This window comes from Nocardia sp. BSTN01 (genome assembly GCF_015354405.1).
Taxonomy (GTDB): domain Bacteria; phylum Actinomycetota; class Actinomycetes; order Mycobacteriales; family Mycobacteriaceae; genus Nocardia.
Genome location: NZ_JADKYP010000015.1, coordinates 1 through 23880, shown reverse-complemented (window position 1 = coordinate 23880; position 23880 = coordinate 1). Strand labels below are relative to the sequence as shown.

Below are 23880 nucleotides of genomic sequence, written 5' to 3'. Positions count from 1 at the left end.
GGCCAGGGTCGTCCGGATGCGACCAGCGCAGCCTTCGACGCGCGCGACATCCCCTCATGCGGTTCGACCAGGCGCGCGATACGACAACTGGAGTGGTTGATGACTACGTCACAGTTCCCGACCCGCCCGACGATGTGCCCCGTCGCCCACGGCTCGCCGACGAGTTCCGACGGCCCGCGCGTCCCGTTGTACACCCCGGATTTCTCCGACGACCCACATCGGGTCTACCGCGAAATGCGCAGCAGGTATGGCTCACTCGCACCCGTCGAACTGGCGCCGGGCGTGCCCGCCACCCTGGTGATCGGCTATCGCACCGCGGTGCGCATCCTCAACGATCCCGAACACTTTCCCGCCGACCCGCGCGTGTGGCAGCAGACGGTGCCCTCGGATTGCCCGATCCTCCCGCTGCTGGAATGGCGTCCGATGGCCAGCCGCAGTTCCGGCGCCGATTTCCACCGCTACCGTGAGGCCATCAACGCCGGTATCGACGCCGTCGATCTGCACTCGCTGCGCGCGGCGGTCGAGAAGGCCACACTTCCCCTGATCAACAGCTTCTGCCAGGACGGCCAGGCGGAACTGATCACCCAGTACATCTATCCACTCGCATTCGAGCTCGTGAACGTCATGCTCGGATGCCCGCCGGAGATCGGCGCGCAGGTCGCCGCCGGTACGGCCAAACTGCTCGAAGGCGTCGACGCCGAACAGGGCAACCGTATCCTCGGCGAGGCGCTGATGAGCCTGGTGCGCCTCAAACGAGCCACCCCGGGCAACGACATCACGTCGGTCCTGCAACAACACCCGGCCGCCCTCGACGACACCGAGGTCTCGCATCATGTGTCGCAGATCTACGGCACCGGAATCGAATTCGAGCTGAACCTGATCGCCAACACCTTGCTGCTGGTACTCACCGACGACCGTTTCGGCGGCAGTGTGCTCGGCGGGAATCTCTCCTCCCGCGACGCGGTGGACGAGGTGCTGTTCAACGACCCGCCCTTGGCGAACCTGCTGATCACCTACCCGCGCCAGCCGATGCTGATCGACGATGTCTGGCTCCCCGCCAATCAACCGGTCGTGATCAGTATGTCGGCCTGCAACAACGATCCCGTGATTCGCAGCGACGACATGACCGGCAACCGGTCGCACCTGGCCTGGGGCATCGGCCCCCACGCCTGCCCCGCCCAGTCGATCGCGTACCTGATCGCCCAGGAAGCGATCGACCAACTCCTCGACGCCCTGCCCGAAATCGAGCTCGCGACCGACGCCCCGAGCTGGCGGCCCGGCCCGTTCCACCGAGCATTGACGGCCCTGCCGGTGACCTTTCCCCGCACCGAGCCGCTGAATTTGAACAACAAGCCCGCAATGCCGGGGTGAGACGGGGCCGTTCGGCTGTTATTCGGACATGGAGTCCACGGCCTTGCCGATTCGACCGAGACTGGTCGCGTACCGTTCGTCGACACTCGTTCGCGCGCTGACGATCTCGACGATCTTCTTTCCGATGCTCTCGAGTTCTGTCAGGCTCGACAGGATGTCCTGCTTTCGCGCCGACGCGAAATCGACGAGCGCGGGCCCGGTCTGCCAGCCTTCGTTCGCTTGCCGCGCGGGTTCTATCTCATCGAATTGTTGCTCGACCCGGGTGCGGGATTCGGTGCTGTTGGTGGAGATGTCCACCCCGGCCTGTTGCGCGGTCGCGGGGTCGATGCAGACGTCTGTCATGGTGCAGCCCTGTCAGAAGAACGCTTCGCACGGATGGTAGCGAGGCGAGATCGGTTCATCGGTATTCGGTTGCAGCAGTGCAGATCCCACGACCAGTGCGTAACCGATGCTGATGATCACCGCCGAGGCCGCGACAACGACCCCGAGGACCGTTGCCGGCGTCGAGGAGAAACGCGTGGCGGACACGAGGAACACCACTGCTGCCGCGGCGGCACAGATCAAGAGGACTGTCGCGGCCCAGCTCGACGCGGTGGCAGCCGTCGGAACGGGAACGCTTCGCGCACAATGTGATTCGAGAAGAGCGTCGGCCCGCTCATCCAGCTTGTGATCGGCCACCGCCAGGAGAAGGACGGCAGCTGCGAAGCAGGCGAGAAAGAGCGCTGCGGACACGATCGTGAGGCGCTTCAACTACCAGGTCTCCTTCGGCCGAATGATTCGGACGTTCTGTGTGCCGCCGTCCTGATTCGAGAATCCGATCCGGTCGGTCAGGCTGAAATCCTTGCCGTTGGTGGTGTGCTGGGAATAGAGGATGTCACCGTTGGGAAGTACCGCGGTCACGACCGCCGTGTGGTGCGCTTCGCCCGGCTTGTAGTCGCCGACGTTCTGCGTGTGCTCCCAATACACGAGATCCCCGGGTTTCGCCCCGGCCGTCCCGACCTCCTGCGCCCCGTTGTTCAGGAAGAAGTTCTTCTGCTTCTCCGCATTGAACCAAGTATCGCTGTGGCTCAGTCCCTGCAGGGAACCGGGCCCCGGCGGATCGAAGTCGATCCCCGCCGCCCGGCTGCGGTTCCAGCCGTCCGAATCGGTGGTCAGAGTGCCTTTGTAATCGAGACCGGCCGACGCGAGCGTGGTGGAAACGAAGTTCGCGCAGTTGTTCTGGAATTTGTCGATCGACGTGTCGTTCGCGTGGTCGCGAGCGAACTGCACCGCCTTGACCGCGTTGTAGCCGTTGGAACCTTCGAGTTCCTTCTTCACGCTGTCGGGGATCCCGTTGAGATCGTGCAGTTCGACCGGCACCGCCAACATGAGTTGCTTGCGTCGATCGACGGCCAGCGAGTCCCACCACGCCTTCACCACATCGGGAGGCTGGCCTTGCGGCAGGGTCTCGCGAATGGCGTCGAGCGCGTCGGCCACCGCCGCGGACTGCTGTTTCAGCGCATCGTCGAGCGAGCTGGTGTCGACGTTGATATTCAGTTTGCGCAGCGCGCCGGCGACTTCCCGGTCGGCGCGATCCGCCGCGTCGATCGCATCCTTGATCAGCGCGTTGTACCGCCGGCAGTCATCCGCCGCGGTGTCCGGATCATGGTGTCCGGCAGGTACGACCAGAACGTCGCCCTCGAGTTCCAGGCCCGCGACCGTTCCCGCCGTGATCGCCGAACCGGCCTGTGCCTGCGCGATCCGAGCCGCATCCTCGAGCGTGTCCAGCGCGGTGACGGCGCCCCGCAACAGGACACCGATCTCCTCCAGCTTCCCCGTGACGTCGGAGATCCGCCCGCGCACGATCTCCCCCAGATAGTCGGTCCAGGATTCCTCGAGCCGACGCGAACCATTGGCATGAATTTCGGCGACGGCTTCTTCGCAATCCTTGGCCGCCGCCAGCAGATCGTCGGCTGCGGCTTGCCAGCTGCCCGGATTCGCGTACCGAAGTTGATGCAGATCCATGACCGTCCCCCCGTACCTTCGATGGTGGTCTGAGGGTAGTCAAAACGCCAAAAACGGGCAAATAGAACAAATTTGGTGGCGCGGCGATCTCGGTTTACGCGTCGCACGCCCGCCAAGGGCTACTTGCGGTGGCGACCGGTATACCCGTCGGTCGACGGAGAATCATGAGCCTCGTCCGGGTTGCCGTCGCCGCTCTCGACGCCGGATCGATCACCAGGACCTTTGCCGATCCGGCGCGGTTTGGCGATGCGCCGGATTCCGGTGGCCGGGGCGCGTTCACCGGCTCGCTTCCGCCGCAATTCGTCGAGGTCGACGACGCTTGCGTCCTGGTCGGCACGGCCCGCATGAACCGATGCGGGACCTTCATCGGCCACCGCGGGGCCGGTATCGGCCACCGCGGGACCATGCCACGCAGTACTCGAATCCACCGGCCACGACCCGGTCTCTCGCTGCAATTCCGACCGCATGACGGGCCTGGTCGGCGGCGGATCGTTGACGCGGCCGCCCTCCGAACGCCACGTCTTACCCGGTGGCTTGGCGTCGTCCGCCACCCGCCGGGGACGCCGCGGCAGCTGAACGACCTTCGGCGCGCCCGCTCCGGTTGCCTCCGGTGCGGATCGCGATCCCGGTACTTCCTGGTCAGACATCGAACTACCGGGCGACGAACGCCGCTGTCCCAGTCGCGGCGCCGGTCGGGTCGCCGAGTCGATGTCCACTCGTGTGGCTGATGGTGGTGCTCACATCCCTATTGTCGCAGAGCGCCGCGGGCGGGAGGGAGGTCGGTTCCGTCGGGCGCGTCATGCGGTCGAATTGTCAGAGGCAGTGCGCGGGCGGGGCCGGGCTCCAGCTGCCGATGCATCCCGCCCCGATGTACGCGAGCAGATCGATCACCGTCGATCCGGTTTGCAGGACGACAGGCCGGTTCGCAGTGATCTCGTCGGTGTTGTTGTACTCCAAGGGGATTCCGGTTTCCGCGCCGGCGATCCCGGCCGGGGCGATCCAGAAGGCAGCGATTGCGGCTACGAGGATGGCAAGCCGCTTCATGGTGTTCCTCCCGAAAAACTGCATCAGGTTTCAGTGTTCGAGCCAGCATAGTGTGAAGTGATTGTGTTTCGGAGCGGATCGGCGGGCTTTTGGAGGTTTGCGGACCGCCTGCTCGCGAGGGTGAGACCTGCGGAGGAGCCGCGCCCCGAGGGGCTGCCCGCCCTGGTTGCCGCCCGTTCGAATATCCGAGGATGGGCTGCATCGCCTTGGTGGTCGTATCGGTGATCCCGCGCCGGAAGCGCTGCTGCGGCAGCAGTTGCCCTCTACGTCGACGATGTCGAGGCCGCCGTGGCCGCCCTGCGGGAGCGCGGCGTGGTCTTCGAGGAATACGTGCCGGTGTACCAGTCCGGGAAAGGTCCGTCGACGGAGTTGGTCCCGGAGTCGGCGCCGCCGCAACGCGTGATCCAGCGTTTTCGGATCGGGCCCCTCGGACGTAGGCGCCATGATGCCGTAGCCGATTCCGGAGGATCACCGTCCTGGACGTACCGGGGAATCTCATTCATCGAGGGCACTTCGGGGAACTGTCACAAATGGCGTCGAACCTCAGCGAACCAACCCGCTCTGCGATAGTTTTGAACGGCAGTAATTCAATTTTCCTGTGGGGCGGGAGGATTCGTTGCATCGCATCCCTACATACCGACCGGTGTCGCGGGCCGTCACAGTCATTACTGCCATCTTCGCGCTGGCGATGCCGAGCGCGGTCGCCGTGGCCGAGTCGGCTCCTCCAGGCGAGCCGGACGCTTCACCGGCAGCCTGCTCGCTGGCCGCCACCTCGGAGACACGCACCATCAACGACCAGCGGTATCTCCTCCGCGTCCCCAGCGGCCTGACCAGTGCCGCGCCGCTACTGATAGCCCTTCACGGCGGCGGGAGCAATCCAACTACGTATGAGAACCAATCCGGCTGGACGCCGTTCGCCGCACGGCACAAGTTCATCGTCGCCTACCCGCTGGGTGGCAAGAAAGACGTACCCGAACCCAACCGCAGCTGGTACTTCGAAACGGCAACAGGACCGACGTCGACTTCCTCCTGAAGGTCATCGCCGATATCGAGGGCTACCGCTGTGTAGACACCAAGCGGGTCTACATGACCGGCCACTCCAACGGCGGGCAAATGACCTCCCGCATGGCCTGCGCCGCATCAGCCCAGCTGGGCGCGGTAGCGATGTACGCCGGCGGCTCACACGGCGGCTGCGAAGACGGCGTCCCGATCCGCAAACTCTCCTTCGGCTTCTTCACCGCCGACAACGACTTCACCCAGGCACCGGTCTTCGCGGCTCACCTCCAGTGGCGCGGTACCATCGGCTGCAGCAACGACGCCGGCACCGAAACCGGCCCCGAAGTGGCGGAAGGGTACCGGTATTCCTGCGAGCAGGGCGCCAACGTCGTATGGCGCAAATACAAAGCAGGCAGCCATGATTGGCCGAGCGGCGACCGAGGCGTCGATGTCCGCGATCGCATGTGGCAACTGTTCCAGAATCATCCGGTGCCGTGACGTTGGGGCGCCGGTGAACGAGACCTGCGGCACGGCAACGAGATTCGGGCTGATCGCACGCGCGCAAGTTCCGGCGAAGACCCCGGATCGTCAATCGTTGATATCGTCCGATTCGGGCTTGTCTTTCAAGTAGTCCGGCCGCCCTGGCCAATGCGGCGGAGTGACAGATTGTCCCGTCCATGCATCCAGCGGCTGGATTTCGAATATGGAATGGTCTGCTATCCCTGCAGTATTCCAGACGACTCGATGTCCGAACTGCACCTCAAGAGGGAAATCTTGTCGGTCGGCGTCGATAAAAAGTATCCACCCGTTCTTGAGCCCGAGACGAACTGTTCCAGTCTTGAAGAATACGGCCGAAACGATCCTCGCGTCGAGGAATTCTTCAACCTGAGTGCGGTCCCAATAGTCGATTCGATGCCGGTCGGGGGAGTCCTTGGCGACGGATTTAGCGCACAGTTCAGCGTCGTACCCGATCAGAATGCGAAAGTGGTCGTCATCCAATACGAGTTCGAAGTGGTCCGCTTTCCAGTTGATCCTCCTCACGGACCTCCCGCGCAGAGACTTGAACAGCCATCGGTCGTTGTGCTCAACGATGACCCGAATCGTCTCATCGGATCTCGCGGCGACCGGATCTGTCACATTTCTACCCTGACATCCGGCGCACCATGTTCAGCGAACCAATGCTGCAGTTCCGGGCCGTTCACGATCTGCGATTGTGCGGTTCCGACATCTACTGGACCGATCACCGTACCGCTGGCCCCTGTGACGTCGGCGCCCCCGATTCGACAGTTTCGCAACCTGGTCCGGCCGAACTGGCACAGCGAGAGATCCACACGTTCGAGATCAGATCCGGACAAAGTCGTGCGTCGTAGGTCCGCTCCGTGGAAATCGGCGTCGGTTAACACGCAGTCATCGAATACTGCTCGTTGTAGAACAGCGCTTCGGAATATCGTGGCACGACCGACGCATCCGCGGCCCTCGACTTTTCGCAAATCCGCACCTGAGAAGTTCGCACGAGACAGATCGGCAGCCATCATCCACGCCTGGTACAGATCGGTCTCCGTGAAATTGACGCCGGTCAGGTCGGCGCCCAGCAGTGACGCGCCGAGAAGTTCCATGCCCGAAAGATCGGCGCCCCTGAAGTCGAGGTTATCGCCACCCAGTAGTTCCTCGACAACTACTTCACTGTCCAGTTGGTCAGTAAGACTTGAAAAATATGTGTGTAAACAAGCAGCAGTGATCGCATTGTCCGGCCAGCGCGATACGTCGTCCGGTGAACGTGCGAAGGTATCTCTCACTGGGACCAGACGACCTTTCCTTGCCAGTTGGGATTGTTCTTGACCAGCTGCTCCAAGTGCGCTCTGCGGTCGGGCGACATTCCGTCGGGATCGATTATGATGTGCTCCCCGTCTGCAATATCATCGTTGATCATATCAGTGAACTTTTCGTCCGACTGTGGTGGGATCGGCATCCCCGGCGCTTTTCGATAGCTGGGTTGGAAATCCGGTGAACTCTTCACGTCCCAACGCTGACCGGATGAATCTACGAACTCTCCGCGATCCTCTCCGTTGGGTCCCGGCTCTGCCCGAGATATCGGTCCCGGAATCAAGCCATTGTGTTCGGCGCTGAGACCGACCTCGGCTTCGCGTCTGGACTGTTTGGTGATCTTCCCATTCTTCGCCGCGTCCTTCGCGAGTTCTTCCAGACGTGTGGAGTATTCCGCCGTACCAGGGGAGTTGGAGGGATTCGCGGTGGCACCGTGGTCGTCGATGAGAACGACCCGCACGCCGATGATCGACGTGAGAGCATTGACGGCCCGGTCGAGGTCGTTGGAAGGGATCGGCTCGAAGGCGGTGATTTTGCGCTGATTGTCGTGGATGTCACCGATGGATTTGCTCATATCGGTGGTGTGGTATGCGGTTTCGATCGCCTCAACGGTGGCCGCGACAGCTTCGGTGACTTCGGCCGCGGCACCGACTTCGGCCGCTCCGAGACTCAACACCGACAAGGCGCCTCCGACGACTGCGGTCACTACGAAGGCTGTCGTCAGTTTGTTGATTGCTTCCGTCGCGTGGGATCTCAGGTCGTCGGTCGCCTGGCGGTAGTTGTCGATCGGAGCCGTGATGTTGCCCGCGGCGGTAGCGACGGCATCGGCGCTGTTCCGGAGGGTAGTGAAATAGTCTTGGATGCGCTCGCGATGGCCATCGTCGTCCATGCCGTCGAACAGCGCGGAGATTGCGGACATCGTTGCCGCCGCGTTGGTAACGGTGCCGTTGGCAGCGAAGGTGCTCCACGTGGTGTGGGCGGTCCGCAGTCCGTTGCTGTCGCCGTTGGGAAGTTTCCCGAAGACCTGGATGAGTTTGGCGGAGAGGTCGTTGAAGAACCCTTGCAGCCCGCCCTTCTTCTCGTATCCGTCCCCGTTGTCGCCGATGGAACTCGGAAGGGAGACCTTGTAGTCGCCGACCTGACCGGTGTGCGGCCTCGGAGGAGGCGGATTGGATTTGTTGGCGATGCCCCAGTTGTAACCCTGGGCGTACAGGACTGATCCGTAGTTGGTCAGGGCGTTGGCCAGGCTCGCACACGCCTGCAAGGTCTTGCGGCTCACCTCGTCGTAGGCGTGGCCCCAATCGCTGCACCCTGGGGCATCGCCGGCCATCTTCCTGCAGTCGCCTTTGGCCGCGTCGTGGACGGGCTTATCCGCTTTGCGGAGTTCGGTGGCGAGGTCGTGGCATTTCTTCGCGGCGTCGTAATAGGTCTCCCAGTCGACGATCACGTCACTGGCCGCTTTCGAGCATGCGTCGGTTGAGTTCCAAAGCTCGGCTGTAGCCGGCGTGCGCGGCCTTGGCGGCATCGCTCATTTCGCGGATACCGTCGACGAGTTCTTTTGCCCCGCTGATCCATTCACGATGGGCGTCGTCGTAGGCGCGGGCGGCGACTCCTTCCCAACCGGTGCCGCGGAGGGCAGTGACCCGCTGGTGGATGTCGTCGAGGTGGTCGTCGATGAATCCGGCGAGGCCGGACAGCCGCGTGACGAGCTGGTCGAGGTGTTCGAGATCTACGGTGAAACGTGAGGCCACGGCAGTTACGACCAGTTGAGCTTCGGGATGCCGAGGGCTGCGGCACTGGCTTCGTCGGTAGTGGCGAAGGTGTCGGCGGTAACGCCCAGTTTCTCGGCCATCGAAGTGAGGGCGGAGAAGATCTGGCGGCCGCCGTCTTCGACTTCGTGCCACCCTTCGGCGAATTCGTCGGCGTAGTCACCGGTCCAACTGCTGTTCAGCAGTTCGGCCACTTCCTCGGCTGCGGAATCCAAAGCTCCCGACAGAGTTTCAGCCAGGCCGTATACGTAGGTTCCGACGTCTCGGACTTGAGCCGGAACGACTGAAAATCCCTGTCCAGGAACGGTATTCCCCCCGTTGTCACTCACATGGCGATGTTAGACGAAGCCTGTGCCACCCGTCCATCGGGCCACCGCTGGCCCTGGCACGTCGGTGATCACGGCGGGCCAGCGGTATCCGTTGGGGTCTGATGCGCGGCGAGTCATCGAGAGCCCGTACCGTGCACCAGCCCTGCCGGGGTGCAACCGAGTTGGTCACCCGTAGTTCTTCACCGTCGCCAGCAGCCGGTCCGCATGCTGGTACAGGTCGACCACACTCTCGATGTCGTGCCGTTCGCCATCCTTTCCGTTCTCGAACGTCGTGATGAACTTGACGCTCTTGGCGTTGAAGTGCAGGCGCACAACCGGTTTGCGGTTGTTGTCGTCGAGCAGGATGGCGAAATACACCTTGCCGTCGCGGTAGTGGACGCGGTTGGGATCGACCTCCTTGGCGAGGATGGCGCGGACGATGTTGAAGCCGTCGAGTTCTTCTTCAGTGGTGACGATGTCATCGTCAAGTTTCGAATCCTCAGCTGCCTGCTGCACAGTCTCGTTCGCAACCGCTTCGGCGGGGGCCGCTACGACCGTGCTCGTGTTCTCACCGAGGGCGGAATTCAGGCGGTCGCTCACCTGATCGGCGATGAACTGTGCGGCTGCCTTCGCGACCAGGACTCGGAACTGGTCGACGATGCGCTGTGTCGCCTTGCCCTCGTAGATACGGGTGGTGAAGTAGCGGACCCAGTCGTCGGTCGGGTTCTTGACCTCGAGTGCCAGTAAGCGCTTGATCTGCCCGATGTACTTGAGCTCCTCGGCGGCGCTCACGATCGAATCGAGGTCGAAAGATTTCTTGGACAGTTTCGCGACCTCGGGCACGAGGGCGTTGTCCATGTCGAGGATGTCGAACACCAGGAACGGCTTCGAGTCCATGATGTTCGGACGGTCGCCATCGGTGAACACCTGATATTCGCGGCCGTTGGTGAGGATCGCGATCCGCGCGGAGGTGACCGAGAATTGCCTGCGCGCTCCCAGCCTCGCACGCGTTCGGTTTCTGCGAGCCGCTGAAACTGTCCACGCACCTCGCGATCGATGGCGCTGGCAAAGCGACTTGGGTACAACCTGCGCAAGATCATCACATTCACGACCCAGGTAGACGACGTCGGACTTCGGGTCCGCAACGTTGCCGAACGACTCGGCGTCGAGGCTGTGTTCGTCCCCAGCGTCGACCACTTCGAGGGCGGTGTAGTCCCCGCGAAGCTGGTGGAAGTCGCCGATGTGATCACCGTCGAACCCGAATACACCTATGCGCGATGGGCTAGCGGAGAACTGCCGGCCGAGATCGGGGGCGACCAGTGACGGCGGAGGTAGGCGTATCGCTCATCTGAGATGCAAGCTTCAGCGGTCGGCCGCGGGCGGCAGCATGTTTCCCGAGTCCATATCTGGTGGCCTACATCACAGACATTCAAGGGGATTGGTCGGAACCGGCAGGCATCTCGGCGCATCCAACTAGATGTGCGGATCCGAAATTTCGCGCCGCACAAACACTTCGGAGGGGGACTCTATGAATGTGAGCCATGCTGTGCTCAAGATCGGCTTCGCCGCGCTGGCGATCGCAGCGCCGCTTCTGGTACCGGCCAGCGCCGGAGCCGCACCAGGGAACGGTAACGCTACATGCCACATCACGGCGAACAACCCACACCATTCGAAGGGGTCGCCCGGGTGGATCGTGGGCAAGGGACGAATCTCCTGCACCGCCGACATCGACTCGCTGGAGATCGTCGTGCAAATCGAGCGGAAGCAGGGCGGCAAGTGGGTGGTTGTCTCTGGTCCCGACAAGACTCCACACGATGCACCCAAGGCGGGCCAAAAATACACTGGCCAGTCGAATTTCAGATGTGAAAACGGGGAGTATCGCACGGCCGCCAGCGGTCGCGGCGTATACGGCGGACGCCCGTCCGGCTCGATGGCGTGGCAGTACTCGGGCACGGTCACCGACCCCTGCGGCTGACAAGGAGCGACCAAGGATGAGCGAACAGGGTGGCTGGGATGAATTCGTTGTGGCGCTATGCGATTTGGCGGTGAAGTACGACGCTGACACATTTCTCCACGAGTCCCTCGTGCTGCTCACCGCACGCGCGATACCGCCTGGCGACAAGGCGGGAAGAATTGCGGTCACCCGGTTCGACGACGAAGCCGCCCGGATCGAAACCGGGTGGTGTTTCAACATTGTCACCGACTACGTCGCCGAGGACACCAGTCAGCCGGTGCCCGCGCTGAGGCTCGTCGAAGCGATCTGTCGCGGCGATGCCGAAGAGCACTGCTTGATCGATGAGGACGGCCGCTGGGTCGGAGTTCTCCTCAATGCGTGGGGGCGAGGCGGCAACTGGATGTCGGGTGACCACGATCGGCCCGAGACGCGGGCGACGCGACGGTTTCCACGCTGGAACGACGACGAGTGAAATGGCGAGCAGCCCGCCAATGTTCGTCGGCCGGGCTGCTCGTCATCGGGACTGCTCGTCGGCCACGGCGTGGCCGTGGGGCCGCGCCGTCCAGAGCATTCAGAATCGATACTGCTCGAGGCGGTCCGGGTTCCACACGCGGCGCGCCAGTTCCAGGACCAACTTGACTCGCTCCTCCTGCTCGGACTTGCCGAACTCGGTGTAGGGCTTGAATGGCAGTTGCTCTCGCATCAGGAAGGCGGTGAACTGCGGTTGGTGTTGGTCGATAGCGCCGAGCAAATACGCCTTCAGCATGTCGACCGGGCTCAGTGGCTTTCCACGGTCGTTCATCGTCTCGAAGATCGAATACGCGTGCGCGTCGGTCGTGGTGGAGATTTCGATCAGGCCGACATTGCCGATCAACCAATAGATGAACGTCTCCAGACCGTCGCCCAGCTCGCCCGCGAGGTCGAGCGACTCGATGTCACGGTAGCGGCAGACAATGTTCACGATCGACTCGTCTTTGCCCGTCGCATCGAAGTTTTCGCCGTTGAAGAGCGCCTTGAGCACCGGAACACGTTCGGTGATATCGAGATTGAATTTTCGCTCACCATAGTTGTCGGAGAAGATCAACGGCTCGATCGTCGAGCTGACAGCGAGTCCGCGCTCGCGCGCCTCCCGGTACAGGAAGATCAAAAGCAGCGTCAGCGACGTCACCCGCTGTTGCCCGTCGACAAGATACCCCTTGGTTCCACGGTGCGTGACGATGATCGATCCGAGGAAATAGTCGCCGTACCCGGTCGCGGCCCTCGGTGAGTCGCCGGGATGATAATCGGTGGCGAACTTCGAGAGCAGGTCAGCGACCAGCTCTTCGATGTTCTTCCGCTCCCACTTGTACTCCCGTTGGTACTCGTCGATGGCGAACGATCGGGTCTGCAGCAGATCCTTGATCGTGCGGTAGTGCGGAGTAATGCTGCTCATGCTTGTACTTTCCTGTCAGGCAGGGGACGTCGGCGAGGGCACTTGCATGCTTTCGGACGGCGGTGGGTACCGCGGTGGTGTTCCGTCGAGGAACATCGTCGCCGGATGCTCTTCTGTAACAGTCGATTTCCTCGGCTGAAGGTTCACATTTCGGGCTGGCGCAGCATGAGTACGACGGGGGCCGATGCGGCCTACTCTGTCGACGGGCGATTGGCATCGCCAGTCCGGCTCGTGAATACCGGGCGCACCCATCGGGGGATATGCATCTCCTGTGACCGGACCCCGATGACGGGACCGTCCGGTCTTTGGGGCATGGTTTACACCCTTCGCCCGCCCGGGAGCACTCGTGATCCGGTTGGGTACATGATGGCTATGGCCGAGGGCATGGGCGTATGGGCGATCATGTTTCCGATCTCGCTCATGTCGATAAACGGCCGGAACGAATCAGCGCCGCCTTCGATCTGGCGACCGGTCAATCCACCACACGTGTGGCGCCGGGGAACCGTGGAACCGGTAGCCGTGCAGTCGCTTTCAGTGAACGACTGCGATTTCGAACCCACTCAACTAGAATGCGACTGTGCGCGCCAGCTGAGCTTGGCGACACCAATGCCCGGTAGGCGAGGGAGAGCTGTCGGCCGATCTCGGGGGCCCCTGATGCCTGTGGCGAAAAATCGGGGCGCCGATGCATCCCAAACAGCTGCCTGGTTTCGAAATAGCTTCCCGCAGAGTCACTTCGGAGGTGCATGGCGCATCAGTCGAACCTGATCTACAACAGACCGGATTCCTCGAGTCCGGCACGCAGGCGTTGCTGATGCTCCGGCGGGCCCTGCCGGTATGGCATGCGCAGCGCGTCGGAGGAGATGACGCCGAGCATTTTCATGGCGGCTTTGGACTGGATGGCGCCTTGTGAGACGTGCATGATCGCATCGACGGCGGGGATGAGGCGCCGGTGGAGCTCGCGTGCCCGAGGCAGGTCGCCGCGGTCGACGGCGGCGATCATCTCCGCGTAGAGAACGCCTGCGACGTGTCCGACCACCGACACGATGCCGGTCGCGCCTTGAGCGAGGTGTGGCAGGTTGACGACGTCGTCGCCGGAATACCAGAGCAGGTCGGTCTGCGACATGAGCCTACTGGCCTCGAAGAAATCACCCTTGGCGTCCTTGACGGCGCGCACGGCGGGAATGTCGGCCGCGCGGAGAATGGTGTCGGTGCTCAGCGCCGTCCCGGTCCGGCCCGGGATGTCGTACAGCATGACGGGCACGCCGCCGCCGGCCTCGGCGACCAGACGGAAGTGTTCGAGGATGCAGTCCTGCGGCGGCTTGTTGTAGTACGGCGTGACAACGAGCAGAGCGTCGGCCCCGCAGGCGACCATCTCGCGCGCCGCACGAGTGGAGTGCTCGGTGTCGTTGGTGCCGCAGCCGGCCATCACCTGGACGCGGTCGCCTACGGCCTCGACCACCGCCCGCACGCAGGCGTAGTCCTCCTCGTCGGTGGTGGTGGCGGACTCACCTGTGGTCCCGTTGACCAGCAATCCGTCGTGGCCGTGGTCGGCGAGATATACGGCGAGGTTCTGCAGGCCGTCGTAGTCGATCGAGCCGTCGGCGTGCATGGGGGTCACCATCGCCGTGATGACTCGACCGAAGGGGGTGTCCACCATGATCGTGAGATTACAGGCGAGCACCTCACCTTCCGTGCGGACGGTCCGTGCACACGCGAAGTGCGTCGTCGGGGTGGTTCGACGGGCGCTCACCGGGGACCAAAAGCGTCAACCAGCGACCGGCCCGAGGGGTCGAGGGCGGCGTAAATTGGTAGCTAGAGGTTTGCCTTATGCAACAGCGATGGTGGGTGTGGATTGCCGCGTTCCTGATGAGCTTGGGAATGTGCACTACGTTCGCGTGCAGTAGCGGCACCGGCACCGGCACCGGCACCGGCACTGGCACCGCTACCCGCACCGGACCTGAGCAGGCGGCACCTGAGTCGCCCCCACCCTCCCGGGTAGGCGTGCCCGTGCTGGTCGCGAAGATAGACAACAGTCCGCAGGCACGGCCACCGGTTGGGCTCGGAGCCGCCGATGTGGTCTACGTCGAGCCGGTCGAGGGTGGTTTGAGTCGGCTGGCCGCGGTGTTCTCGACACAGAAACCTCCGGTGATCGGGCCTGTCCGGAGTGCGCGGGAAACGGATCTGACGCTATTGGCCCAGTTCGGTAACCCGACGTTGGCATCCTCTGGTTCCGCACCCGAGCTGATTCCCGCCCTCGATTCCTCCTCGCTCCAGAACGCCTCGGCCGATCGGCAACCCGCGGCGTACTTCCGCGATTACAGTCGCGACGCTCCGCACAACATGTTCGTCCGCCCCGATCAGTTGCCCGAAGGCGGCGGCTGGCCGGAGGCTTCGCAACTGCACTTCGGTCCTGCGCCTGCCGGCGGCCGGCCCACGCAACATGACGAAGCGCGGTATCCGGCTGCGGTGGTCGGCTTCGACTGGTCACCCAGCGATCACGGCTGGCTGGTGTCCATGGATGGTGCTGCCTACAGCGCTGCCGATACCGGACGACTCACGCCGAGTACGGTCGTGCTGCAGAGTGTGCCGGTGCAGAACTCGGCCATCAGCGACGTGGCGGGCAGCGTCTCACCCCTGGCCCAGACGACCGGTAGCGGTCAGGCACTTGTACTTCGCGACGGTCAAGAGTTCCCGGCCATGTGGTCCCGGCCCTCTCCGGAGGCGGGCACAACGTATACCACCCCCACTGGTGCAGTCATCCCCTTCGCGCCGGGACAGGTCTGGACTGTTCTGGTTCCAGAGCAACTCTGGTGAGTCTGTCCTCGCGGTATGACCGTTGATGCCGAATTCGGAGATGTCAGCGACGTACCGACCGCTGGGCCAGGGGAGTGGGGCGCCAACGCTGCTCCGCCCGAGGAGTGCGGCGAGATCGATGGCCCAGGTGTCGTTCAGAATTCCCGGTAGTGACTCGACATCGAGACGGAGACTGAAGTGACAGACGAAGAAGGACCGGTCAGGGGAAGGGAGGCTCGTCTCACTCCGGAGCAAATCGGTCGGATAAGGCGAATGAACTCCGATTGCCGCGCTCTGCTCGCCCTGCTTTCGGACAGGATTCCGGGCGAACAGCTCGAAAGCTGCCGGAGCTTCAGTGCCGCCGGAGAATACGCCGAATTGGTGGACGTGATCGCGGCGATTCTCGTGAAACGTCAGATCCCGGTGACCTCGGTTGAACGTGACGCACTCCGGGAGGTGATGGCGATGTTCAGTCAACCCATGGACGGATACGCCTACCTCGGGAACCCCGACCTGACAATCGCTGGGATCAAAGTAGTGCAGTCGGAACATGGTGGCGCGCTCTGATCTTTGAGGTCCGGCGTCCTCGAGGTGGGCGGCGTGATCCGGTGGATCTCAGTGGCGTGGAGCGCTATTCCGCTCAAGTACCGTTCGACTTCGGCCGGAGAAGCGGATTCGAATAGGCGCTCGCCGTCGTCGATGTCCACCAGAACCAATCGGTTGATCTGCTTGGGTTCGGCGATGAGTTGGTGGCCGGCGTGGCGGGCGCGTGCCATCGGGAAGCGCAGGCGCGATACCTGGGACCGCTGTGCGGATGGGGGACAACGTCACCTGACCGCGGAGCCTGCCTATCTACGGTTGGGAGTCATGATTGTGGTAGCCACCGCCGCGCCTGCTCTCGCGTGACTCGATCGGAGTCGACGTACCACAATTTGTTGGTCCGGTCCCACCGCGCACGCAGCAGCCTTTTAGCCTCGTCCTTCTCGTCGTAGCCGACAGCGAGGTAAAGGCGCCCGTTCACCACGGTCCCCGGCACGACTTCCCTTTCATCGGGCCCTGCCCCACCGCTCGTCACCGGTGTTCTGAGCGTCTGCTGTCCGAAATTGGAGTTCGATGGGGCGGTGAAATTCCTTGCCGCTCGGTCTTTTCTGGCGCGCTCGATCACGGTGCCGACGCGCTCGCAGGCGCCCGGGTCGGTGAATCGCATCATCAGATCCGTGGGACCGCTGTTGGCCAGCAGGTTCAACGAACCGTGCCAGAGGATCTCGCGGTCGATGATGAGGACCTTCTCATGCATACGTTCCCGAAAATCGACCGCGCATCCAGCCGAGCGCAGTTGTTCGATCCGCGCGCGGTGTCGTTCGGCAGCCGGGGGATCGCGCTGTTCCTCCACGCTCCGCGTGTACACGACGACCTGGACGCCGGCACCTGCCCGGTCGCCGAGTCGTTTCGACCATCTGTTCACCGGTACGGGATCGAGGAAGGGGCAATACAATTCGATACTCGCCGCGGCGCGTGCGATATCCCAGTCCACCGCCTTTTCGACCTCGTCCGCGGGAAAGAAGGCTGGTCGTCGTAATTCTTCCTCGGACAGCTCGGATAGTTGAGCCGCCTCGCGGATAGGTACGAGCTGGTCGGCGGACAGCACCTGTGCATGGTTTTCGAGGTGCTCGATCATCACACGGGCTTCGCTGTACGCCGGAAGGTGCTGCCGCAGATGATCGACATCGGCCACCACGATCAGGTGGTCCTGCGCCCGGCTGAGTGCCACATTCAACAGCCGGCAGGTCTGGGAGGACAAGCCGGAGCCGGTGTAGAAGTATCCTGGATCGCTGCCTGCTCCCGCAGCCGTGTCGAATATGACGATCGGACGCTGGCTGCCCTGGAACCGATGGATCGTGTCCACCAATCCGTCGTAGTCGGTTCCGAACCGGTACTTCACACTGCTTTGCAGGGCTTTGACCTGTTTGCGGTACGGGGTGATCACCGCCAGCCGATCAGTGGGGCGCGAGCCGTGCGCGACCTCCGATTCCTGCCATTTCCGGCCGGGGAGCACACCCTCGTATTGCAGGCCACGAATGAGTTCGTGGACGACGGCCTCGTGCACGGTATTGGATTGGTTCTGGCGATTCGGGATCCGCTGTCGCGACGTGTCTATGAGTATCATCGGTGTTTCCACCAGCGGATTGGCGGGGATGCGGCTGGTGTTGTTTCGCCCGGTCCGCAGTGGCGCGTCGGGATACGCGACGGCGTTGACGAGGTCGCAGATCGGCTCGCGCATGCGGTACTGAGTATCCAGGGCAACCAAGCGCGGATCGTCGCGCACGGTTCCGCTTTCGGTCACCAAGCCGGCGGCGCGAAATGGGTCGCGGGAACTCCACATCCGTGCGTGCGCGCGATCGTCGTCGCTTGCCTTCCGGTCGCTGTCTGCTTTGGTCACCGCCGGAAGCTGTCGGAAATCCCCTGCGATGACGACTCGTTCGCGTGCGAGAGCTGCCGCAAGCCATGCGGATGGCAAGTCGACCATGCCCGCCTCGTCGATGACGACCACATCGATGCGGTCCAGCAACCTCCGTGACTGGATGGCCTTGGCGATGGTGGTCCCCATGATGCGGCACCGACCTCGGACGGCCTGCCGGATCTTGGCGCGCTGCTGATTCAATTCGTCGAGCTGTTTGCGCAACCCCTCGGCTCGGTCGACGAGTGTCGAATGCGGTTCGACGTACTCGAGGATTGATGTCACTGCGGCGAGTTCATGCTCTGCCTTGTCGATCTCACCGGCGGATTGAGCGATTGCGTCCTCCGCCGCCTGCCGCTGCTGTGCGGCACGCTGCCGTTGGCCCTCGGAATCGGCCAGATCTCGCCGCAGTACGGCGATTCGCCCTTCCTTCCGATCGGCGAACATCCCCCTAGGAGGAGTTACACGGATCAATTTCTCCTGAAGCTTCTGGGCATCGGCATCCGCTTTCCGGTAATCTTGACCGGCTCGGACACGTTCAAGTTCGGCATCCTTCTTCGCAGAGCGCGCGTTGTGCAGGCGTTCCATCAGTGATCCGGCGTCGTCGTACAGCCGGAGTTGTGTCTGTGCTCGTGTCCACGCCTCGGTCGACTGGGCGATCGCCTCGTCGAGTTCGACGGTCACCCTGTCGATGACCTGCTCGGGATCGATCGACGATCCGTAGCGAGCACGAAGTGTGCCTACTTCGATGTCGCCGGCACGCTGAATCAGTCCGTCCGAGAATCCGGCTTCGTTGTTCAGCAGGTCGCAAATGCGCTCGAGGGCTTGGTCCACTGCTACTTTCGTGGGCGCCAGAAAGAGCACGGTGCGTCCCTGCCGGAAGTTCCCTTCGACGACATGGCCGACCACATCGGTCTTACCGGTGCCTGGCGGCCCCCACAGAAACAGGACCTCACTCGCCAACGATCGTTGCACTGCGATCCGCTGGCGCGAATTCAATTTCAGCGCTGGCCAATTCGCGACCCAGCGACTGGGGTTGTCATCGATTCCGCTTCTCGGTTCGCCGCGGCCGACGACCCATCCGGCAGTCTCGAGATGCAGCGCGTCGTCATCGGCCGCCGACTCGAGGCGTTCGATGGCTCTCGTGAACCCGGTCGAATCATCTTCCCGCAGTTGTACATTCAGCGGCGCCGTTCCCAAGCTCTCAGCGGTCACGAGCCGAACGGTGCCGTCCGGCATTCGCGCGGCCTCGGCAGGCATCCATGAGCCGCGCGATGTCGACGGTCGAACGAGCACGGCCGCGGTATCCAGCGATCGGTGCCATTTCTTACAGGTGAACAGGTACTCGTACCGTTCGGCAGCCGAGGACACCACCCGTCCTGCCGACAGCGACACCTTGACACCGTCACGAGGTTCGGAGCGCCGTGCGGTCACGACCTCGAGTTCGACCGCTCGTAACAGTTCGTCGATCGGAAAAGGGCGCTTGGTCTCACTCACTTCTCCACCCCCGAAGGCTCGCGTACCGGTCCCGCCTTGCGTCACACCCGAGTGACAACCCTACTCCGGCCTTGTGAGCCTCGCATCCACAGCAGCACAGCAGATTTCAGGCCGAGGCAGCGAGATGTGCCCCCACGGCAGTGCCATCGATCCGTCGTTGATCGGCCGCCCGGCCGTCGAGATCTGCTGACGCTCTTGATCCCTACGTGCCCCAGCACGACCGATTGTCTTAGACCTGCTTATGTGAGTCCTCCGCTATCGTCGGTGCGCGATCGCAGGTCGATGTTCTCCGCCCCTGTATCCCTGATGATTCGTACCGAGCCTGCCTTTCGGCCTGAGGGGAGCAACGTCAGCGGGTTCGGTAATGGGTGGGTTCGCCAAGCCCCGGCCGGCGTGTATGAGTGGGAATTCTACGTTGACGTTACGGTTGACGGGAAAATCCGCTCGCTCGTCGTCGATGACCATGGATCGCCGTTCAAGCTGGCAACATCGGCGCCCGACTATTCCGCTGAATATGGTCTGAGGTATTCCACCGACGGTTCATCGATTGTCCGCAAATGAGACGGACGGCGGCGTCGGCATGTTCGTGGCACTACTCTGGGCCAGACACCGACCCTCGCGATTCGAACGCCTCCGCGAACCGCGGGTGTGCCCTGATCCGTGCCGACCCGAGGTCGACGATAGGCCGGAACATCACGAATGTCGTCGAGCGACGGTAGAGCAAGTATGCGGCGATCAACCCGAAAAGCCCCCACCCAGGGAAGACAGCCAGCACGAGTGCTACGGGAAGGTGGTCGGAGGTCGTTGTTTGGGTGGCTGCGAGGATGACGAGGATGGCAGCAAGGCCCAGTAGAACGATCGCATGTCCGATGTATTGGCAAACCTGGCTTGTGCGTTCGCATTTCGCACAGATCGGCCAAGTTCCCTCGAGGACGGTGGATGGTGGGTTGACCTCGACCCATCTGAACGTCGCGATGCGGTAGACACCTCGCAACAGAAATCGAACCTCATACGCAGCGGTCCGCTGTACCCATTGTTGTTCCGCGGAACGCCGGACCGTCATCGGCCTGAAGTCGAAGTCCTTGTCGCGCTGTTCGATTGCAGTCTCGCCGTGACGAGTGCATACGTCGGGTAGCTCGTCGGACAATTGTAGGACGAACGTTTCCTGCGGATCGAAATCGGGGTTTTCGGCGAAGTCTTCGCGGAGGCGAATCCGCACTGCGACATCGGTTCGCGCGTCGGAGCGGGGGGTCACTCCAGCCATCCTTGGGTGCGTCGCTGTTGGAAGTAGAGATCGTCCTCGTCCGGTTCATCGGGGGTATACAGCTGTTCGCGATTCGGTTTTCTCGTTCGTGGGATCACCGGGCTCCCGGTATCTTTCGCGGGCGACGGGGGAGTCGGAGGTACATCCTCCCGAGGTGGAGTGGGCGCGGTCTCGTGCTGATCACTTCGGAGACGTTCGAGTTCTTGTTCTCCGACCTGGGCCAGAGCCTGGCGCTCGTCTTCCGGCATCGTCAGCGCTCGGTTCAGTTGGCCGGCAGGTACGGAGTCCATGATGCCCGCGAAGGCGTCGGACGCACCGAAGTCTCGCATACTGCGGCGGCCGCTCAGCACATCGTCGAGTTGCTTTCGCAGAGCGGGATCGGTTACGGCGGACTTGATCGTCTCGAGGGAACGGCGCAGCTGGCGGGACACCGCGATGTCGCCGTGGGCCACGTCGAAGCTGACTTCGGACGGATTTTCCATTCGATCAAACTCCGGGGTGGTCGTAGGACGAATTCGGCAGTGGGGGAAGGTTTTCCGGTGTCGTCTGGCTCGACAGCGCGTTCAGCAATCCGATCATCCCGTATATGGCCTTGTACCCGGTCGTTACGAGTTTGATGAGTTGGCCCACCTTCGCCACGATCTGGACCAAGTAGGCGGCCGACACTGCGGCTTGGGCCGCGGCAGCGGGTGCGCCGACCAGGCTGGAAGCGAGAACCGCCTCGGCCGCTTGCGACGCGAGCCAGAGCAGAGCCAAATCGGAGATGTCCTGCAGAAAATCCCCGACTCGGCGGCCCAGTTCCCGCATGCCGGTGCTGATATTCGTCAGCTGCCGTTCGATCTCTTCGAGCGGGCGAACTTGGAACTCGACGCAGGCAGCGAGATGTTTGAAGTAGGTCTCCGAGCTCTCCGCGGCGTGACCGTGCCAGGTGGCGCCGGCGGTCTGCTGCCACTGAGTGTTGATCGACTCCGCATACGCCGAATTGAAGCGGCTCAGGTTGCCCGCGGCTCCGGCGGCCTTCGCGACCGCCTCCCAGTCGCCGTTGACCTTCTCTCCTGCCCAGCCGTACACGTCGAAGCCGACGACAGTTTTGATCGTGGTCGAGATGTAGTAGGCGGGGGAGACGAAATTCCCGCCGGCGATGAACGACACCAGGCCCGGCATCGGATCCTCGGCCTGTGGGTCGACCAGTGTCTCTTCGGGACGGGTCATCGCGCGTTCCCCGGATACGTCTCGTCGAGCTGCCGAGCGTGCTCGGAGTCGGTTGTGCGGTAGAGCTGGGCGGCTTTGGCAAGCTCGGTCGCCGAACCGTCGGCCAGCGTCTGGAGGTGCTTGTAGTTGTCCTCGAGGTTCTGCCGAATATGTTCGACGATCCCCTTGACCTCTACGAATATGCCGGTGTGCGCGTCCGAGAGGTTGAACCACTTCGTTACGTGAGTGCCCGCTGCGCCGGCCTGGCCGGCGAGATCACGCAGCGCGCCGCTGAACTTGTCCACATCGTCGGGTACGACTTGGAAGTCGGTCATTGCGCTCCTTGTGTGATGGGCTGAACACTTCTGATCGCTTGGACGGACGGCGACTGCCGTCGGTTCCGGTCGACAGCCCGCGGTTGAGAACCTGAGCGTCTGTACCACATAGCAGCCCAATTCCGTGTCATACCAAGGGATGAGAAGGAACGAGAATTCCGCGGATAGCTTCGGTGTACCGAAATCGCCACCCCGCCTCACGCAATCGCGTTGTGTGTTCGATCGACGTCGATCGGTCGGTATCGAGAGCGGGCGTGGCCTCTCCGACCCAGCTTCCAGGAAGAAACATGACGACACCGGCTTTGGTTTCCGAGTCATCCCCACGATCGGCGCGGCGCACCGGCGCAGACGGTGATTACGCCCGACTACTGCGTCGCATCTCCGACGCGGGCTTGATGGACCGCCGCCCCGGCTACTACGCCATCCGGCTCAGCCTCGTCGGATTCGCATTCGCGGCCGGCTGGGCGGCGTTCGTTCTGATCGGCGACTCGTGGTGGACGCTCATGGTCGCGGCGTTCATGGCCGTCACGTTCGCTCAGGTCGCGCTGGTTATGCATGATGTCGCGCATCGTCAGGTCTTTCGGCTTCGGCGTCCGACCGAGATCATGGGGCGGGTCGTCGGGAATGCGGGGATCGGGCTGGGGTATGGGTGGTGGCAGGACAAGCACACTCGGCATCACGCCAATCCGAATCATGAGGAGCTCGATCCCGATGTCGCGCCCGACATTCTGGTGTGGTCGCAGCGGCAGGCGCGCGATAGTCGTGGGCTGCCTCGGCTGATCGGGCGGGCGCAGGCGTTCCTGTTCTTCCCGCTGCTGATGTTGGAGGGGCTGAATTTGCATGTGGCCGGGGTGCGTGCGCTTCGGAACCGGGCGGTCAAGCACCGCCTGTTGGAGGGGGCGCTGCTCTTCGGTCACTTCGCTGTGTATCTGGGCGCACTGTTCGCAATTCTGCCCGCCGACAAGGCTTTTGCGTTCTTCGTTGTGCATCAGGCGCTGTTCGGTCTCTACATGGGGTGCATCTTCGCGCCGAACCACAAGGGGATGCCGACCTTCACCGGGGACGACCGGCCCGACTATTTGCGCCGGCAGGTGCTGACCTCGCGCAATGTGCGTGGTGGTGCGTTGACCGATATCGCGCTCGGCGGGCTGAACTATCAGATCGAGCATCACTTGTTTCCGAGCATGCCTACTCCGAACTTGCGGCGTGCGCAGGTCATCGTCCGCGAGTACTGCGCCGAGATCGGCGTGCCGTATCACGAGACCGGGCTGCTTTCCTCGTACCGAGAGGCGCTGAGACACCTGCATGACGTCGGTGTGCCGTTGCGCGCCGGAGATCCACGCCAGGCGCAGGGTGAACCGATCGAGGGGTCTACAGCGGGACGCTAGGTCGATTCGAACGCCTATCTCTTAGCGCTACGCCCTCGCCTCACCGCGCGACGCACCGGCAGGACCGCACCTGGCGGCACCGTGTCACGTGCCCGTATCACCGCCGCACGCGGCGGCACCGTGCCCCCCGCGTCATGGCGCTACGTCAGCGGAGCCGGGCTGCGCACGGAGAAGTGGTCGTGTCCTCCATCCCCAGCATCGAGCAGTGAGAGAGGGGTGTGAACTGATCGTGCAAACCTCGTCGAATTTTGC

Annotated in this window: 27 protein-coding genes; 9 read left to right on the top strand and 18 right to left on the bottom strand. The window is 63.0% G+C overall.

Annotated features, from left to right (window positions below):
* The first annotated feature begins 99 nt into the window (after positions 1 to 99).
* Positions 100 to 1371 carry a cytochrome P450 gene (locus IRT45_RS14915; protein WP_194806463.1) on the top strand — a complete coding sequence of 424 codons (1272 nt, stop codon included), beginning with the start codon at positions 100 to 102 and terminating at the stop codon, positions 1369 to 1371.
* Positions 1372 to 1389: 18 nt separating this feature from the next.
* Here the strand turns inward: IRT45_RS14915 and IRT45_RS14910 are convergent, their stop codons facing one another.
* The 5 genes from IRT45_RS14910 to IRT45_RS14890 form a co-directional block, all read right to left on the bottom strand.
* Positions 1390 to 1713, bottom strand: a complete 324-nt coding sequence (locus IRT45_RS14910; RefSeq protein WP_194806462.1) for a hypothetical protein — start codon at positions 1711 to 1713, stop codon at positions 1390 to 1392.
* A gap of 12 nt (positions 1714 to 1725) precedes the next feature.
* Positions 1726 to 1899, bottom strand: coding sequence for a hypothetical protein (locus tag IRT45_RS14905; RefSeq protein ID WP_194806461.1), 174 nt, complete (start codon positions 1897 to 1899; stop codon positions 1726 to 1728).
* Positions 1900 to 2121: 222 nt separating this feature from the next.
* On the bottom strand, positions 2122 to 3375 hold the full coding sequence (locus IRT45_RS14900; RefSeq protein WP_194806460.1) for an amidase domain-containing protein: 1254 nt from the start codon (positions 3373 to 3375) through the stop codon (positions 2122 to 2124).
* A 119-nt stretch (positions 3376 to 3494) separates the two neighbouring features.
* Positions 3495 to 4022: a hypothetical protein gene (locus IRT45_RS14895; protein WP_194806459.1), complete on the bottom strand. Its 528-nt coding sequence runs from the start codon at positions 4020 to 4022 to the stop codon at positions 3495 to 3497.
* A gap of 166 nt (positions 4023 to 4188) precedes the next feature.
* Complete coding sequence (locus IRT45_RS14890) at positions 4189 to 4419, bottom strand: hypothetical protein (RefSeq protein ID WP_194806458.1); 231 nt, start codon at positions 4417 to 4419, stop codon at positions 4189 to 4191.
* Positions 4420 to 5062: 643 nt separating this feature from the next.
* Between IRT45_RS14890 and IRT45_RS36845 the strand changes: the two genes are divergently transcribed.
* Positions 5063 to 5452 (top strand): hypothetical protein, encoded by a 390-nt coding sequence (locus IRT45_RS36845; RefSeq protein ID WP_228534367.1) that lies wholly within the window; start codon positions 5063 to 5065, stop codon positions 5450 to 5452.
* A gap of 80 nt (positions 5453 to 5532) precedes the next feature.
* Entirely contained in the window at positions 5533 to 5913 is a 381-nt protein-coding gene (locus tag IRT45_RS36840; RefSeq protein ID WP_228534366.1) for a hypothetical protein, read from the top strand.
* A 90-nt stretch (positions 5914 to 6003) separates the two neighbouring features.
* On the opposite strand, the gene IRT45_RS14880 is transcribed toward IRT45_RS36840, so the two are convergent.
* From IRT45_RS14880 to IRT45_RS14855, 6 genes are all read right to left on the bottom strand, one after another.
* Positions 6004 to 6552: a hypothetical protein gene (locus IRT45_RS14880; RefSeq protein ID WP_194806457.1), complete on the bottom strand. Its 549-nt coding sequence runs from the start codon at positions 6550 to 6552 to the stop codon at positions 6004 to 6006.
* Positions 6549 to 7211 (bottom strand): pentapeptide repeat-containing protein, encoded by a 663-nt coding sequence (locus IRT45_RS14875; RefSeq protein WP_194806456.1) that lies wholly within the window; start codon positions 7209 to 7211, stop codon positions 6549 to 6551. Before IRT45_RS14875 ends, IRT45_RS14880 begins: the two co-directional genes overlap by 4 nt.
* Positions 7208 to 8686 (bottom strand): hypothetical protein, encoded by a 1479-nt coding sequence (locus tag IRT45_RS14870; RefSeq protein ID WP_194806455.1) that lies wholly within the window; start codon positions 8684 to 8686, stop codon positions 7208 to 7210. The genes IRT45_RS14875 and IRT45_RS14870 overlap by 4 nt, the downstream gene beginning before the upstream one ends.
* Before the next feature lies 1 nt (position 8687).
* Positions 8688 to 8990, bottom strand: coding sequence for a WXG100 family type VII secretion target (locus IRT45_RS14865; RefSeq protein ID WP_194806454.1), 303 nt, complete (start codon positions 8988 to 8990; stop codon positions 8688 to 8690).
* A 5-nt stretch (positions 8991 to 8995) separates the two neighbouring features.
* Complete coding sequence (locus IRT45_RS14860; RefSeq protein ID WP_194806453.1) at positions 8996 to 9337, bottom strand: WXG100 family type VII secretion target; 342 nt, start codon at positions 9335 to 9337, stop codon at positions 8996 to 8998.
* Positions 9338 to 9502: 165 nt separating this feature from the next.
* The gene (locus tag IRT45_RS14855) at positions 9503 to 10513 is read right to left on the bottom strand and encodes a restriction endonuclease (RefSeq protein WP_194806452.1); all 1011 of its coding nucleotides are present in this window, start codon (positions 10511 to 10513) and stop codon (positions 9503 to 9505) included.
* Between the two features lie 331 nt (positions 10514 to 10844).
* On the opposite strand from IRT45_RS14855, the gene IRT45_RS14850 reads away from it, so the two are divergent.
* Both IRT45_RS14850 and IRT45_RS14845 read left to right on the top strand, forming a co-directional pair.
* Positions 10845 to 11291, top strand: a complete 447-nt coding sequence (locus tag IRT45_RS14850) for a hypothetical protein (protein ID WP_194806451.1) — start codon at positions 10845 to 10847, stop codon at positions 11289 to 11291.
* Positions 11292 to 11307: 16 nt separating this feature from the next.
* Positions 11308 to 11742: a hypothetical protein gene (locus tag IRT45_RS14845; protein WP_194806450.1), complete on the top strand. Its 435-nt coding sequence runs from the start codon at positions 11308 to 11310 to the stop codon at positions 11740 to 11742.
* A 99-nt stretch (positions 11743 to 11841) separates the two neighbouring features.
* Here IRT45_RS14845 and IRT45_RS14840 read toward each other — a convergent pair whose 3' ends face one another.
* Together IRT45_RS14840 and dapA are read right to left on the bottom strand one after the other, a co-directional pair.
* Complete coding sequence (locus tag IRT45_RS14840; protein ID WP_228534365.1) at positions 11842 to 12702, bottom strand: DUF262 domain-containing protein; 861 nt, start codon at positions 12700 to 12702, stop codon at positions 11842 to 11844.
* A 766-nt stretch (positions 12703 to 13468) separates the two neighbouring features.
* Entirely contained in the window at positions 13469 to 14359 is an 891-nt protein-coding gene (gene dapA, locus IRT45_RS14835) for a 4-hydroxy-tetrahydrodipicolinate synthase (protein ID WP_194806449.1), read from the bottom strand.
* Positions 14360 to 14709: 350 nt separating this feature from the next.
* Between dapA and IRT45_RS14830 the strand changes: the two genes are divergently transcribed.
* Positions 14710 to 15516: a DUF3048 domain-containing protein gene (locus tag IRT45_RS14830; protein ID WP_309240968.1), complete on the top strand. Its 807-nt coding sequence runs from the start codon at positions 14710 to 14712 to the stop codon at positions 15514 to 15516.
* 177 nt (positions 15517 to 15693) lie between these two features.
* Positions 15694 to 16062, top strand: coding sequence for a hypothetical protein (locus tag IRT45_RS14825; protein ID WP_194806448.1), 369 nt, complete (start codon positions 15694 to 15696; stop codon positions 16060 to 16062).
* 298 nt (positions 16063 to 16360) lie between these two features.
* Here IRT45_RS14825 and IRT45_RS14820 read toward each other — a convergent pair whose 3' ends face one another.
* A complete protein-coding gene (locus IRT45_RS14820; protein ID WP_194806447.1) occupies positions 16361 to 19213 on the bottom strand; it encodes an AAA domain-containing protein in 2853 nt (950 codons plus the stop codon).
* A gap of 543 nt (positions 19214 to 19756) precedes the next feature.
* Between IRT45_RS14820 and IRT45_RS14815 the strand changes: the two genes are divergently transcribed.
* Complete coding sequence (locus IRT45_RS14815; RefSeq protein ID WP_194806446.1) at positions 19757 to 20011, top strand: hypothetical protein; 255 nt, start codon at positions 19757 to 19759, stop codon at positions 20009 to 20011.
* Positions 20012 to 20042: 31 nt separating this feature from the next.
* Here the strand turns inward: IRT45_RS14815 and IRT45_RS14810 are convergent, their stop codons facing one another.
* Genes IRT45_RS14810 through IRT45_RS14795 form a run of 4 tightly spaced genes read right to left on the bottom strand, consistent with a single transcriptional unit; the run spans position 20043 to position 22240 of the window.
* Entirely contained in the window at positions 20043 to 20705 is a 663-nt protein-coding gene (locus tag IRT45_RS14810) for a hypothetical protein (protein WP_194806445.1), read from the bottom strand.
* Positions 20702 to 21196 (bottom strand): hypothetical protein, encoded by a 495-nt coding sequence (locus IRT45_RS14805; protein ID WP_194806444.1) that lies wholly within the window; start codon positions 21194 to 21196, stop codon positions 20702 to 20704. The genes IRT45_RS14810 and IRT45_RS14805 overlap by 4 nt, the downstream gene beginning before the upstream one ends.
* Positions 21197 to 21200: 4 nt before the next feature.
* Positions 21201 to 21926 (bottom strand): hypothetical protein, encoded by a 726-nt coding sequence (locus tag IRT45_RS14800; RefSeq protein WP_194806443.1) that lies wholly within the window; start codon positions 21924 to 21926, stop codon positions 21201 to 21203.
* The gene (locus IRT45_RS14795) at positions 21923 to 22240 is read right to left on the bottom strand and encodes a type VII secretion target (protein ID WP_194806442.1); all 318 of its coding nucleotides are present in this window, start codon (positions 22238 to 22240) and stop codon (positions 21923 to 21925) included. Before IRT45_RS14795 ends, IRT45_RS14800 begins: the two co-directional genes overlap by 4 nt.
* 287 nt (positions 22241 to 22527) lie before the next feature.
* Between IRT45_RS14795 and IRT45_RS14790 the strand changes: the two genes are divergently transcribed.
* Positions 22528 to 23628 (top strand): acyl-CoA desaturase, encoded by a 1101-nt coding sequence (locus IRT45_RS14790; protein WP_194806441.1) that lies wholly within the window; start codon positions 22528 to 22530, stop codon positions 23626 to 23628.
* Positions 23629 to 23880: the final 252 nt, after the last annotated feature.